Annotated in this window: 11 protein-coding genes; 3 read left to right on the plus strand and 8 right to left on the minus strand. The window is 63.6% G+C overall.

Annotation, left to right across the window (positions count from 1 at the left end):
- Positions 1-20 precede the first annotated feature (20 nt).
- Both P5W99_RS22570 and P5W99_RS22575 read right to left on the minus strand, forming a co-directional pair.
- The gene (locus P5W99_RS22570) at positions 21-1439 is read right to left on the minus strand and encodes a UDP-glucose dehydrogenase family protein (protein WP_434663045.1); all 1419 of its coding nucleotides are present in this window, start codon (positions 1437-1439) and stop codon (positions 21-23) included.
- A 100-nt stretch (positions 1440-1539) separates the two neighbouring features.
- Complete coding sequence (locus P5W99_RS22575) at positions 1540-2919, minus strand: undecaprenyl-phosphate glucose phosphotransferase (RefSeq protein WP_421025617.1); 1380 nt, start codon at positions 2917-2919, stop codon at positions 1540-1542.
- Positions 2920-3432: 513 nt separating this feature from the next.
- On the opposite strand from P5W99_RS22575, the gene P5W99_RS22580 reads away from it, so the two are divergent.
- Positions 3433-4953 (plus strand): mannose-1-phosphate guanylyltransferase/mannose-6-phosphate isomerase, encoded by a 1521-nt coding sequence (locus tag P5W99_RS22580; protein WP_421025618.1) that lies wholly within the window; start codon positions 3433-3435, stop codon positions 4951-4953.
- A gap of 357 nt (positions 4954-5310) precedes the next feature.
- On the opposite strand, the gene P5W99_RS22585 is transcribed toward P5W99_RS22580, so the two are convergent.
- Complete coding sequence (locus P5W99_RS22585; protein WP_421025619.1) at positions 5311-6552, minus strand: transposase; 1242 nt, start codon at positions 6550-6552, stop codon at positions 5311-5313.
- Positions 6553-7382: 830 nt separating this feature from the next.
- Here P5W99_RS22585 and P5W99_RS22590 point away from each other — a divergent pair.
- Positions 7383-7859, plus strand: coding sequence for a DUF2501 domain-containing protein (locus P5W99_RS22590; protein ID WP_421025620.1), 477 nt, complete (start codon positions 7383-7385; stop codon positions 7857-7859).
- Between the two features lie 176 nt (positions 7860-8035).
- On the plus strand, positions 8036-8524 hold the full coding sequence (locus tag P5W99_RS22595) for a hypothetical protein (RefSeq protein WP_421025621.1): 489 nt from the start codon (positions 8036-8038) through the stop codon (positions 8522-8524).
- Positions 8525-8585: 61 nt separating this feature from the next.
- Here P5W99_RS22595 and P5W99_RS22600 read toward each other — a convergent pair whose 3' ends face one another.
- The 5 genes from P5W99_RS22600 to livH all read right to left on the minus strand — a co-directional run bounded on the left by P5W99_RS22600 (position 8586) and on the right by livH (position 13149).
- On the minus strand, positions 8586-9176 hold the full coding sequence (locus P5W99_RS22600) for a DUF4337 domain-containing protein (protein WP_421025622.1): 591 nt from the start codon (positions 9174-9176) through the stop codon (positions 8586-8588).
- 299 nt (positions 9177-9475) lie between these two features.
- Positions 9476-10177 (minus strand): ABC transporter ATP-binding protein, encoded by a 702-nt coding sequence (locus P5W99_RS22605; RefSeq protein WP_421025623.1) that lies wholly within the window; start codon positions 10175-10177, stop codon positions 9476-9478.
- Positions 10177-10947, minus strand: coding sequence for a high-affinity branched-chain amino acid ABC transporter ATP-binding protein LivG (livG, locus tag P5W99_RS22610; protein ID WP_035521223.1), 771 nt, complete (start codon positions 10945-10947; stop codon positions 10177-10179). Before livG ends, P5W99_RS22605 begins: the two co-directional genes overlap by 1 nt.
- A complete protein-coding gene (locus P5W99_RS22615; protein ID WP_421025624.1) occupies positions 10944-12215 on the minus strand; it encodes a high-affinity branched-chain amino acid ABC transporter permease LivM in 1272 nt (423 codons plus the stop codon). The genes livG and P5W99_RS22615 overlap by 4 nt, the downstream gene beginning before the upstream one ends.
- A gap of 7 nt (positions 12216-12222) precedes the next feature.
- The gene (livH, locus tag P5W99_RS22620) at positions 12223-13149 is read right to left on the minus strand and encodes a high-affinity branched-chain amino acid ABC transporter permease LivH (RefSeq protein WP_175195655.1); all 927 of its coding nucleotides are present in this window, start codon (positions 13147-13149) and stop codon (positions 12223-12225) included.
- Between the last annotated feature and the right edge of the window lie 6 nt (positions 13150-13155).

Genomic DNA, 13155 nt, shown 5'->3' on the forward strand with positions numbered 1-13155 from the left:
AACGCGGGGCTCGATGCGGCTTATGCCGGAACGCGCGTCTGCGCAGCCGCTTCGGCGCGCGCGCGGCCTGATTGCGTGGCGCTCGCGCGGCCCACCGCGTGATATTCGATGCCGAGCTCCTGCATCGCGGGCGGATCGTAGAGATTGCGACCGTCGAACACGATCGGCGTCTTCAATTGCTGCTTGAGCGTCTCGAAGTCCGGCGCCTTGAACACCTTCCATTCGGTGGCGACCACCAGCGCGTCGGCGCCGCTCGCGACGTCCATCGCATCCTCCACGTAGACGAGGCGTTCGAGCTGCTCGGGCGTTTTCGCCAGATCGAGCGCGAGCACACGCTGGGCCTCTTCCATCGCGACCGGGTCGTAGGCCACCACACGCGCGCCGCGCGCGAGCAGTTCGGCGATCAGCGTTCGGCTCGGCGCTTCGCGCATGTCATCGGTATTCGGCTTGAATGCGAGGCCCCAGAGGCCGAATGTGCGGCCCGTGAGGTCGGAGCCAAAGCGCGTGACGACCTTCTGCGCGAGCACTTCCTTCTGGGCGTCATTCACGGCTTCCACGGCGCGCAGAATTTGCAGCGGCTCGCCGAAATCCTCTGCAGTGCGCATCAATGCCTTCACGTCCTTCGGAAAGCACGAGCCGCCATAGCCGCAGCCCGCATAGAGGAAGTCGTAGCCGATGCGCGGATCGGAGCCGATGCCGCGGCGCACCGCTTCGATATCCGCGCCCACGCGGTCAGCCAGATTCGCGAGTTCGTTCATGAACGAAATGCGCGTGGCGAGCATGGCGTTGGCCGCGTACTTCGTGAATTCGGCCGAATGCACGTCCATGTAGAGCGTGCGTTCGCGATTGCGGTTGAACGGCGCGTACAGGCGCTTCATCAGTTCGCGCGCACGCTCGCCGGGCACGTCTTCATCGCAGCCCAGCACGATGCGGTCGGGGCGCGCGAAGTCTTCCACGGCCGCGCCTTCCTTCAGGAACTCGGGGTTCGAGACCACCGAGAACATGTGATCCTCGCCGCGCTGGCGCAATTCGGAAGCAATCGCGTCGCGCACGAGCGCGGCGGTGCCCACGGGCACCGTCGACTTGTCGACGATCACCTTGAAGCCCTTCATGTGGCGCCCGATGTTGCGCGCGGCGGCCAGCACATATTGCAGATCGGCGGAGCCATCCTCGTCGGGGGGCGTTCCCACCGCAATGAACTGCACGTCGCCGTGCGCGACCGCGGCTTCCACGTCGGTCGAGAACGTGAGCCGGCGCGCGCGCCGGTTGCGCTCGATAATCTCCTGCAGGCCCGGCTCGTGAATCGGCACGACGCCTTGATTGAGCAAGTCGATCTTGCGCTGGTCGACGTCGAGACAGAACACGTCGTTGCCGATGTCGGCCAGACACGCGCCCGTTACGAGACCCACATAACCGCTGCCAATGATCGTCAGATTCATGCCCACCTCAAAAGTAATTGCCTGTTGGTGCCCATCCGGTCCGCACTACTCATGCGAAACGCATGAGCGCGGCATGCGCAGATTGCGCGCCCGGTCCACTTCAATATGCGTTCTGGCCGGCGAAGCCTTTCCACATGGTCATCGCCACGATCCGCAGATCGAGACCGAAGCTCCAGTGCTGCATGTAGTGCAGGTCGAAACGCACACGGTCGCGCATTTTCTCCACGCGGTCGGTTTCGCCGCGATAACCGTTGACCTGCGCCCAGCCGGTAATGCCGGGCTTGATGCGATAGCGCGCCATGTAGCCGCGCACGAGGTCCTTGTAGATGTCGTCGTGCGCAAGCGCGTGCGGGCGCGGACCCACCACTGACATCTCGCCCTTGAGCACGTTGATGAATTGCGGCAGTTCGTCGAGACTCGTGCGGCGCAGGAAAGCGCCCACGCGCGTGACACGCGGATCGTTGCGGCGCGCCTGGGTGACTTGCCCCGCCACCTCCGCATGGACCTTCATCGAGCGGAACTTGTAGATCTCGAACTCGTTGCCGTCGAGCCCCTTGCGGCGCTGCTTGAAAAACACCGGCCCGTGCGAGGTCAGCTTCACTGCAATCGAAATGGCCGCCAGCAACGGAGCGAGCGCCACCAGCACGGCGCCGGCAAAGGCAATGTCGAACACGCGCTTGGGCAGCACGCGCAGATCCGTGACCGGCGAAGCGGCCAGATTGATGGCCGGCACGCCAAGCAGATCGACCACGGGCTGACTGAAAAACGACAGGCTGCGCACGTCCGGAATGAAACGGATGTTCACGAAATCGTTGCGCAGCGCCGTGACGATGCGATGAATCGTGCGCTCCTTCGTGATCGGCAGCGCGAGCCACAGTTCGCGCACGCCGTGCTCACGCACGTATTCGAGCGTGGCTTGCAGGTCGCGCTCGACTTTCACGCCGTCGAGCTGCGCATCGCCATCGGCGTCGCTGTCCTCGTCGAACACGAGCGCGGGATGAAAGCCTGCCTCGGGATGGCTCTTCATCTGCTCGATCAGGAAACGCGAGCAGCGATGATCGCCAACCACGGCCACCGCCTTCTGGTTGTAGCCTTCGCGGCGCAGGCCGCGCAGCACCATGTGCACCATCGTCTTCGAAACGATCAGGAACGCCACCGATGCCACGACCCAGTACGCGAGCCAGATGCGGGAAAGCGAATCGGCGCGGTGCACGCTGAACGAAAGCAGAATGCCGGTGCACTCCACCGCGATCCACGCGGCGCACACGCGGGCCGCAAGCACGTAGAGCGACTTGCCGCGCCACGACTGGTAAATGCCGAATGCCGGAAACATCCAGATCGCGAGCACGCAGTTGAACGCGAGCGCCACGCTCTCCATATCGGAAAGCGCGGTGAATTTACCGTGGTGCAAGGCAGCGGCCACCAGGGCGCCAGCGGCGATGGCGGCAACATCGATGATTCTGGCTAGAACGCTCAGCATGTCCGGCACCTCGGTTTAGAAAAAATGAATCGCAGCCACGCGCGATGCATCATGGCCGCCGCTAACAGGAAATACAGAAGTCAGGGAAAGTTGCACCAGGCTCTCCCGGCGCAGACGAAGCGTATCCGAATAAACCCTAATAAAGCACGATAAAAATTGATAGCGCAACGCCCAAAAGTATCTCCAAATGTTTCGTTGCTAACTGTCTATTTTTTGTGTGATTTTTTCGGCAACGTTTGCCGGAAATCCCACCTGCCGGGCCGGCGGCATCGCGGCCTGAGCAGCAAAAATTGCCGCATTCATCGCACCGGACCCTGATTAATTTTTTAGCTTCCAGATCCGGCGCGAAGCCGCCGCGCCATTTTTATTCGATTTTTTATTGGCGCCGCATTGTGACGGATTGATTATTTTCCATTTGATTAGAATATTTTCCGTTTTCTTCTTTACGATTCTATTTATATCGATTTTAAGCGTGCTACAAATCTCGTAACCGAAACCCCTTTGGAGAATGAGATGACGGATACGGGTTCCGCAACGACATCGGCACGCGCAACCGACGCGCGCGCCGCATCGCGCAACGCGCTGCAAGTCTGCCCCGTGGTGCTTGCGGGCGGCGCGGGTTCGCGGCTGTGGCCACTGTCGCGCGAACAGTACCCGAAGCAGATGATCAACCTCGTGGGCGAGCATTCGCTGCTCGCGGATACGGCAGGCCGTCTCGACGCGCTCGCAGAACGCGTCACCCTCGCCGACAAGCTGATGATCGTCTGCAACGAGGAACACCGCTTCACCACCGCCGACCAGGTTCGCGCGGCAGGCAAGGAAGCGCGTCTCATTCTCGAACCGCTCGCGCGCGACACCGCGCCCGCGCTCACCCTCGCCGCGCTGTCCGTGGTCGCCGAACGTCAGGACGGCATTATGGTCGTGATGCCCGCGGACCACGCGCTCGCCGACCTCGAAGCCTTCCAGGCCGCCGTGGCCGATGGCGTGCGTCATGCGGCCAGCGGCCAGATCGTGACGATGGGCATCGTGCCCACGCGCCCCGAAACGGGCTATGGCTACATTCACGTGGGCGAGCCGCTTGCCGCTGGCGACGAGGCCGGCGCACGACGCCTGAACGGATTTGTCGAGAAGCCCTACTTCGAGCTCGCGCAGCAGTACGTCGCTTCGCAGCGCTACTGGTGGAACAGCGGCATCTTCATCATGCGCGCGAGCACGTGGCTCAAGGCGATTCGCCATTTCGAGCCGGCTATTTACGAAGCCTGCTCGGCCGCCGTCCAGAACGGCAAGGAAGACGGCGACTTCTTCCGTGTGGACAGCGAAGCATTCGCGCGCTCGCCGTCCAACTCGATCGACTACGCCGTGATGGAGCCGCTCTCCGGCGACACGACCGTGGCCGGCGGCGTGGTGGTGCCGCTCGCGGCGGGCTGGACCGATCTCGGTTCGTGGGACACCGTGTGGCAAGTCGCTTCGAAGGACGAAGCCGGCAACGTGGCCCAGGGCGAAGTCATGTTCGAAGGCGCGAACGATACCTTCGCGCACTCGGATGGACGCCTGATCGCCTGCCTCGGCACCGAGAATCTGGTGGTCGTCGAAACCGCCGACGCCGTGCTCGTGGCCGACCGCTCGCGCGCCCAGGACGTGAAGAAGATCGTGCAGCGCCTGAAGTCGCAACACCGCAGCGAAGCGGTCGCGCATCGTCTCGTGCATCGCCCGTGGGGCCACTACGACAGCGTCGACAGCGGCGAGCGCTTCCAGGTGAAACGCATCGTGGTGGAACCGGGCGCACGCCTGTCGCTGCAAATGCATCATCACCGCGCCGAGCACTGGGTCGTCGTGCGCGGCACGGCACTCGTCACGCGCGGCGACGAACGCTTCATCGTTTCGGAAAACGAATCGGCCTACATTCCGCTGGGCGTTTCGCACCGCCTCGAGAATCCCGGCAAGATGCCGCTCGAAATCATCGAGGTGCAATCGGGTTCGTATCTCGGCGAAGACGATATCGTGCGTCTGGACGATCAGTACGGCCGGCAGTAACGCAGGTCATGCGGTAAAGGCAAGTCAATGCAGGTCAAGGGGCGCCGCAGAGCGCCCCGCTGCACAAGCAGAAAATCGATGAGCAATGTGGACGGAGACAGCACGGACGGCCGTGGCGGCGATTGAAGACGCAGCCGCTACGGCCGTGAGTGCAAGCACGAGCAAGAGATGGTCATGCTAAACGTGGTCAATGCGCTGGCAACTGCGGCGAATAATGCGGCAATTAGTGCGGCAATTAATGCGCGCACGACGAACACGAAAACCGCTGCAAAAGCAGCGGCGAAATCGGCAATGAAGCGGGCAATGATGCGGGTGATGCGAGCGGACGCAGGCGCCGGCGAGCGCCGGCCCCTGCCCCTAGCCCAGATGCGTTCTGTAACGCGAGATGTAGTGGCGGCGTTCAGCGCCCGCACCGTTTGCCGCGGCCGGGTCGCGTGCCTCGCCACCGTTGCGCAGCACGGGGTTCGAGGCGTAGCGCTGCAGCGCTGCCAGGCGCACGTTGTTCGCCGCATTGGACGACACCGTGCTCACCACGTTGGCCGCGACCGCGGGCATGGCGCGCGTCACCACGCTGCTGGTTGCGTGATGCGTTGCGTGGTCAGGCGGCACGGCGAGAGCCGGACCATTCGCGCACGCGCTGGCGCTGCCAGCGGACGAAGCACCTGCGGACGCAGGCACTTCGCGCTCGATCCATTGGCACGCCCAGTCGAACGCGTAATGGCGTGCCGCTTCGCAATTCTCGAACGGCGGGCCGATCAGACCGGAGCGCTCGAGACGCTTGCCGTCCTTGAGAATTTCCACGGCCGCGCGATACATGTCGTTGCGCGCGAGCTCCACGCTCAGGTGGATCTCGCAGCCGCCCCATTCCACGACCTGCACGGCCGGCGGCGTGGCGCTCGTCCATGGCGCGGTGGCGTGCTCCGAGGGCTCGGCGGCGATCGGCGCGACCGTGCGGCTGACAACAGGCGCGCTCACGCTCGCATCGGCCGGGCGCGGCACAGCGCCCGAATGCGTCGGCTGCGAACGATGCGGCACTTGCTTGTGCGTTTGATGCATCGTGGGGAACGGCGCGCGGCCCTCATCGTCCTGGCTCACGAGTTGCCTGGTCATGCTCTCGATGGGGTCGGCCAGCGGCACATCGGCCACCGAAGCGGGCGCCTGCCATGCCTCGGGACTCTTCCAGTAGACCGCGGGCAAGCCGTCGTCCTCGACGACTTCTTCGGCCACCGACACTCCGGACGCCACGGCTGCAGCCACGGACTGCGAAGCCTGCGCGTGGTTCGCCGGCGCCTGGGCCTGCACGGGCTCCGGCACGTAGACGAAGCTGCGGCCACGCTCGACGAGCAGCTTGACCAGTTCGTTGAGCGTGCCGCTCATGTGCCATTCCTCGAAACGGCGCCGGCAGGTGGGACCGGACGGATAGCGCGCAGGCAGACGCGACCAGGACTCACCGGTCGTCAAGATCCACAGCACGGCGTTGGCCACGACACGTGGCTCCGCGCGCGGGCGACCGCGGCGGTTCAGGCGTATGGGCGGTTCATCGGATACGAGCGAGGACACTAGCACCCACTCGTCGTCGCTCAGTTCTTCGAAATTCATGCTGTTCTCCACGCAGCCGGACCGGGGCTGCTGTGACGGAGCCTTCGCTCGCGGGTCTTGCTGCCCGCGTTGGCGTGCTCGGTTGCACCATATGTTTATATGACAGGTTCATTGGCATCCCCGGCTGCACATTGACAGTGCGTATGTTCACGGAAATGACGCAAGGAACGTGGTCTCACTCGTGCAAGGGAGAATTTGTGCAGGAAGCATACCACCTGAGACCAGCCGATGAGGAGGGCCGTAATAAGTGTTACGGTTAGAAACAAAGTAACGCTTTTTGTGGCCCGATTTATGCCCATTGGCACTTGCAAAACGCGCCTTCGAGCCCCCTTCCCGACTGCGAAAACCCCTTGCAGCAAGGGCTTTTTCGCCCTCGCAAAGTCTTCGTGAGGTCTTTCTCCAAGTCCTTCATCTTCCTGCCCCATCCTTCGATGCCATGCAAATGCATCTCGAAGTGCCCGACCCCGTGACGACACCTTCGACTGACTGCATCATTAAGCATATTGCCCAGTGCAGCATCGACCCGTTCGATTTCCGAGGCCCCTATCCTCTTTCATCGACTCGTCGCGTTTCGTCTGCTACAGGAAACTCAGTTGTGCACGCAACAAATGACATGGGAATGAAATCCCGCTTCGTTGGCGCCTTCACCCTGCACTTCATGCCTCGCGCATGCGTATCTGTGGCGATGGACACACACATGAACACGACCGCGAACGCACCGCGGAAACCGACTTTTATGCCGCAGCCACGCAGCAAAGTCCGCGCGGCAATTGCGTTTATAGTACGAAAGCTTTAATCATCAAATCGCCAGTTATCCAGGAGATTCGTGTATGCATACTTCCGCATTGCGCAGCGCGCGCGCTCTGATCGCCGTGGCGGGTGTCGCCGCGGCTCTGCTCGCGCCGTGGAATGCCGCGCAAGCCCAGCTCGGCAACTTGCTCAACCAGGTGGGCAGCAGCGGCTCGACCTCGGCCGCCGGCGCAGCCGGCAGTCTGGGCAACCTCGGCAGCGCGCTCTCCGGTTCCTCGCTCACCTCGGGCGGCCTCGGCAACGTCACGGGCCTGATCCAGTACTGCGTCCAGAACAATTTCCTCAATGCCGATACCGCCAGCAGCGTGCAGAACTCGCTGCTCGGCAAGCTGCCCGGCGGCGCGTCGAGCACGGACCCCGGCTACAAGCAGGGCGCCAACGGCATCCTCCAGACCGGCAACGGCCAGCAGCTCGACCTTTCGAGCGCCGGCCTCCAGGAAGCCGCCAAGAAAAAGGTGTGCGACACGCTCCTGACTCAGGCGAGATCGATGCTTTAACGGAAGTTGCAAGACGGCCATGCGCGCGAGGTGGCCGTCTTGCTCACATCCATATTCGGCTTGAATGTGCGGCGCGGCGCAGAACTGCGCAATTTCCATGCCGCGCCCCTTGAACACCGACGGCATTTGGGTGTCGAATGTAATCAAGCGAAACGCAAGTGATTGTCCCGTCACTCATGAACCCGCGCCAAGTCACCGTAATGCCCTTGTTCATCGTGCTTTGCGCGCTGTGCGCGGGGCTCGCCGCTCTTGCCGTGCCGCGCGTCGCCAAGGCGCAATCGCAGGGCTCGGCACACGACCGGACGCACGACCAGCAGTTCGACTGCAAGTCGAACCCGCATGAGTTCATTTCGGCGCTGATCGAAGAAAAATCCATCGACCCGAAGCCGAGCCGGGTGGAAGCGAATTCGGTCAACGCCTTTCGCCCCGTGCACGGCAACCGCCTGAGCGCGTTCGGCTTTCCCATTTACGTCGTGCTCGGCTACGCGCACGACGACGCCCTCTTTCATCGCGGCGCGGGCAAGGAAATCGATGCCCCGCTTTATGGCGTGGTGGTTTCCGCGCCGGCGGAATCGGTCCGCACGCGCGTGCACGAGGCCAACAGCGACGCGACCGTGCAGTCGGTCGTGCCGCTGCTGCTCACGGCCATCGTCTGCGGCGGCTAAGCAGCGGGTAAGGGCCGGTAAACGGCACACCAGAACGGCCGCGCCACGCCCACGGCCCGCGCTACGCAAAGAACGCCAGAGCGCCCAGCACCACGCCCGTCACGCCCACACCCAGCGAAGCCCACATCAGCCACTTGCTCCGCGTGAGCAGCGTGATCGCCGTGAGCGCGATCGAAATCTGGATCAGCGTGGTCGCCTGCGCCCAGCGATGGTGGCCATGCAGCAGTTCCTCCGCGTGAGCATCGTCCTGTGCCACCTGCTTTTCCAGCGACTCCGCCTGGGTGCGAATCGGCTCCTTCTCCTTGCGATAGCGATCGGCTTCGGCAGTGAAGCGGCGCCGGGCTTCGGTCGAGCCAGGCGTGAGCGCCGCCAGCTCAGCGCCCAGTTCGGCGAGGTGCTGCTTCTCGCCCTTGGCCTGATACCAGGCCCATTGATTCGCCGCCTCGGTTTTGCGAATGGCCGCCTCGTTCTTATAGTAGAGCGCGAGATTTTCGCTGTTGCCGCTCTGGTAAGCGAGGATCGCGCCAATCGAGGCGAGAATCGCGGTCACGACCGCCATGCGCCCCGGAAACGGATCGCGCGCGTCATGGCCCGCGGCCGCATGCTCGACCGCATGATCGTGTGGGCCGTGCACTTCATAATCTTCAGACATCCAACCACTCCCCGGTGTGACTCGAATACCCCGCGCACTGCGCATGGCTCGTGCCGCCGCACGCAGGGGACGCTCAATTATCGTGAGCGCAGCCCGCTTGTCCAGCCTTCGTAACGCATGTTGCAATCAGAAAGAAATTCGCGGCCAATCGAAAATGAATTGAAAGTTTTTGGCAGGCACTGGAATGAAAACGGCCCGCGTAACCGCCGCACGATTGCGGTGGATTGCGCGGGCCGGAATGCCCGATGAGCTGAGAAGCCAAGTGACAGCCCGCGCGTTCAGTACGAACGCGCGGGCGCTTAGCCGCCCAAATAGGCGCGCTTGATATTGTCGTTCGCGAGCAGGTTCTCTGCGCTGTCGGCGAGCACCACGCGCCCCGTTTCGAGCACATAGCCGCGATCGGCCACGTGCAGCGCCTTGTTGGCGTTCTGCTCGACGAGGAACACCGTCACGCCTTCCTCGCGGATCGCACGGATGATGTCGAAAATCTGCGCAATCACGAGCGGCGCGAGGCCGAGTGTGGGCTCGTCGAGCAGCAGCAGGCGCGGCTTGCTCATCAGCGCGCGGCCGATCGCGAGCATCTGCTGCTCGCCGCCAGACATCGTGCCGGCACGCTGCTTCGCACGCTGATTCAGACGCGGAAACAGTTTGAAGACGTGCTCGATGCCCGCCTCGATCTCCTGCGGCGAGGCGAAGAAGCCGCCCATCTGCAGGTTTTCGAGCACGGTGAGGCTCGGAAACACGCGGCGTCCTTCGGGCGAAATCGCCATGCCCATGCGCATGATTTCGTGCGTGGACTTGCGCGTGATGTCCTGCCCTTCGAACGTCACGCGCCCCGACGAGGCGCGCGGCGTGCCGCACACCGTCATCATGAGCGTGGTCTTGCCGGCGCCGTTGCTGCCGATCAGCGTGACGATCTCGCCTTTGTTCACTTCGATCGACACGCCCGCCAGCGCTTCCACCGCGCCATAGTGGGTATGGACCTTTTCCAGCTTCAGCATCAGTCCTCTCCGAGATAGGCCTTGATCACGCGCGGGTCGTTGCGCACTTCGTCGGGCAGGCCGATCATGATCGGCTTGCCATGCTCCATCACGAGGATGCGGTCCGATACACCCATCACGAGACTCATGTCGTGCTCGATCAGGAGTACCGAGATTCCGAACTCGTTGCGCAAGCCGTCCACCATCTGCTGGAGCTCGATCTTCTCCTGCGGATTCAGGCCCGCGGCCGGTTCGTCGAGCATCAGCAGACGCGGATCGGTAATCATGCAGCGCGCGATTTCGAGGCGGCGCTGGTGACCATACGAAAGCGTGCCCGCCTCGCGGTTGGCCACCTGCTTCAAACCCACGCGATCGAGCCAGTACGCGGCGCGCTCGAGCGCGGCGCGTTCGGCGCGGCGGTATGCGGGCGTCGCGAACAGGCCGCTCAGCATGTTGCGGTTCACCTTCAGGTGCTGCGCAACCATGAGGTTTTCCAGCACCGTGAGCTGCTTGAACAGACGAATGTTCTGGAACGTGCGCACGAGGCCGCGGCGCGCGACCTGATGGCTCGGCTGCCCCGTGATGGCGTGGCCGTCGAGCACGATGTCGCCCGCGGTCGGCTTGTAGAAGCCGCCCACGCAATTGAACACCGTGGTCTTGCCTGCGCCGTTCGGCCCGATGATCGCGAACACCTCATTCGGACGCACATCGAAGTCGATGCCGTCTACGGCCAGCAGACCGCCGAAGCGCATCTGCAGGCCTGCTACTTTCAACAACGCTTGTGCGCTCATTGCGGCAACTCCACGTGCGGACGGCTTGCGGGCAACAGGCCCTGCGGACGCCACATCATCATCAGCACCATCACCAGACCGAAAATCAGCATGCGATATTCGGCAAAGCCGCGCGCGACTTCGGGCAGCACCGTGAGCAGCACCGCCGCGAGCACCACGCCCAGCTGCGAGCCCATGCCCCCCAGCACCACCACGGCCAGAATCAGCGCCGATTCGATGAAAGTGAACGACTCGGGCGTGACGAGCCCCTGGCGCGCCGCGAAGAACGCACCGGCAAGGCCCGCAAACGAAGCGCCCAGCGTGAACGCCGAAAGCTTGATGCGGGTGGGATTGAGGCCGAGCGAACGGCACGCGATTTCGTCTTCGCGCAGCGCTTCCCACGCGCGCCCCATCGGCATGCGCAGCAGACGGCTCGTGACGAACAGCGTGAACGCCACCAGCACCAGCGCGAGCAGGTACAGGAAGATCACCATGTGCACGCCGTTGTACTCGATGCCGATCAGCTCGTTGAACGTCTTCGCGCCTTCCACGCTCGCGTGGCGCGCGAGTTCGTAGCCGAACACAGTGGGCTTGGCGATGCCGGAGATGCCATCCGGGCCGCCCGTGATGCTCGTGAGGTTATTGAGCAGCAGGCGGATGATCTCGCCGAAACCGAGCGTCACGATCGCCAGGTAGTCGCCGCGCAGGCGCAGTACCGGAAAGCCGAGCAGGAAGCCGAACGTGGCCGAGGCAAGCGCCGCGAGCGGCAGGCATTCCCAGAACGTGAAGCCGAAATACTGGTTGAGCAGCGCATAGGTATAGCCGCCCACCGCGTAGAAGCCCACATAGCCGAGATCGAGCAGGCCCGCGAAGCCCACCACGATATTCAGGCCCAAGCCCAGAATCACGTAAATGAGCGCGAGCGTGGCCACGTCCACCGCGCCGCGCGAGCCCATGAACGGGAACACGGCGCCGAACGCGAGCAGCACCCAGATCGCCGCGCGCTGCTGGCGCGCGCCGAGCGCCGGCGCCTTGGGCAGACGCACCGAACTGGTTGCGCGCACAAACATCGGCTTCACGAGCTGGAACACGAACACCACGGCAGCGGCGATCCACACGGGACGCCAGTGCTGCTGCAGCACGACCTGGTAGCCGTCGAGCGTAAGCTGCAAACCCAGGATGGGCGCGGTGAGGATGATCGTCGCGACGGCCGCGGCGAGCGCGCCCTTCACGGTCTGCGACGACGACGGGCCTTCAGCGGCCATGCGAACCGAAACAGTCTGACTCATGGCGACCTCACACCTTTTCGACGTCCGGCTTGCCGAGCAGGCCGGTGGGACGGAACAGCAGCACGAGCACGAGCAGGCCGAACGCCACGACGTCCTTGTACTCGGACGGCATGTAGGCCGAAGCGAACGTTTCGGCGAGACCGAGCAGCACACCGCCGAGCATCGCGCCCGGAATGCTGCCGATGCCGCCGAGCACGGCGGCGGTGAACGCCTTGATGCCCGCGATGAAGCCGATATACGGATTGAGCTTGCCGATCGTGAGTCCGATCAGCACGCCGCCCACGGCGGCCAGCATCGCGCCGAGCACGAACGTGAACGAGATCACGCGGTTCGTGTCGATGCCGAGCAGATTGGCCATCTTCATGTCCTCGGCGCAGGCGCGGCAGGCGCGGCCCATGCGCGAGCGCGAGATGAAGAGCGTGAGCGCGATCATCAGCACGACCGTCACGCCGACGATCAGCATGCGCGCGTACGGAATCGTCACTTCGAAGTTGCCGCCCATGTTGAAGTCGAGCGCGCCGGAGATCAGCTGCGGCACGGACACGTCGCGCGCGCCCTGCCCGATCTGCACGTAGTTCTGCAGAAAGATCGACATGCCGATGGCGGAAATCAGCGGCACGAGACGCGGCCCGCCACGCAGCGGCCGATACGCCACGCGCTCGACCGCGAAACCGTAGAGCCCGGTGACGAGCACCGAGACGATGAGCGCCGCGCCCAGCACGAGCGGCAGCGGATAGCCCGCCGAAGTGCCGATCGCCGTGAGCGTGACGAGGCCCACATAGGCGCCGATCATGTAGATCTCGCCGTGAGCGAAGTTGATCATGCCGATGATGCCGTAGACCATCGTGTAGCCGATGGCGATCAGCGCATAGATTGCGCCCAGCGTGAGCCCGTTGACGAGCTGCTGGGTGAACTGCGGAAGAAAATCATTCATGCGTAA

Origin of the sequence: Paraburkholderia sp. A3BS-1L (genome assembly GCF_051125215.1) — a bacterium.
Taxonomy (GTDB): domain Bacteria; phylum Pseudomonadota; class Gammaproteobacteria; order Burkholderiales; family Burkholderiaceae; genus Paraburkholderia.

Bases quoted from the DNA above. Each gene is read 5' to 3' on its own strand.
- P5W99_RS22570 (WP_434663045.1), bottom strand. From the start codon at position 1,439: ATGAATCTGACGATCATTGGCAGCGGTTATGTGGGTCTCGTAACGGGC.
- P5W99_RS22575 (WP_421025617.1), bottom strand. From the start codon at position 2,919: ATGCTGAGCGTTCTAGCCAGAATCATCGATGTTGCCGCCATCGCCGCT.
- P5W99_RS22580 (WP_421025618.1), top strand. From the start codon at position 3,433: ATGACGGATACGGGTTCCGCAACGACATCGGCACGCGCAACCGACGCG.
- P5W99_RS22585 (WP_421025619.1), bottom strand. From the start codon at position 6,552: ATGAATTTCGAAGAACTGAGCGACGACGAGTGGGTGCTAGTGTCCTCG.
- P5W99_RS22590 (WP_421025620.1), top strand. From the start codon at position 7,383: ATGCATACTTCCGCATTGCGCAGCGCGCGCGCTCTGATCGCCGTGGCG.
- P5W99_RS22595 (WP_421025621.1), top strand. From the start codon at position 8,036: ATGAACCCGCGCCAAGTCACCGTAATGCCCTTGTTCATCGTGCTTTGC.
- P5W99_RS22600 (WP_421025622.1), bottom strand. From the start codon at position 9,176: ATGTCTGAAGATTATGAAGTGCACGGCCCACACGATCATGCGGTCGAG.
- P5W99_RS22605 (WP_421025623.1), bottom strand. From the start codon at position 10,177: ATGCTGAAGCTGGAAAAGGTCCATACCCACTATGGCGCGGTGGAAGCG.
- livG (WP_035521223.1), bottom strand. From the start codon at position 10,947: ATGAGCGCACAAGCGTTGTTGAAAGTAGCAGGCCTGCAGATGCGCTTC.
- P5W99_RS22615 (WP_421025624.1), bottom strand. From the start codon at position 12,215: ATGAGTCAGACTGTTTCGGTTCGCATGGCCGCTGAAGGCCCGTCGTCG.
- livH (WP_175195655.1), bottom strand. From the start codon at position 13,149: ATGAATGATTTTCTTCCGCAGTTCACCCAGCAGCTCGTCAACGGGCTC.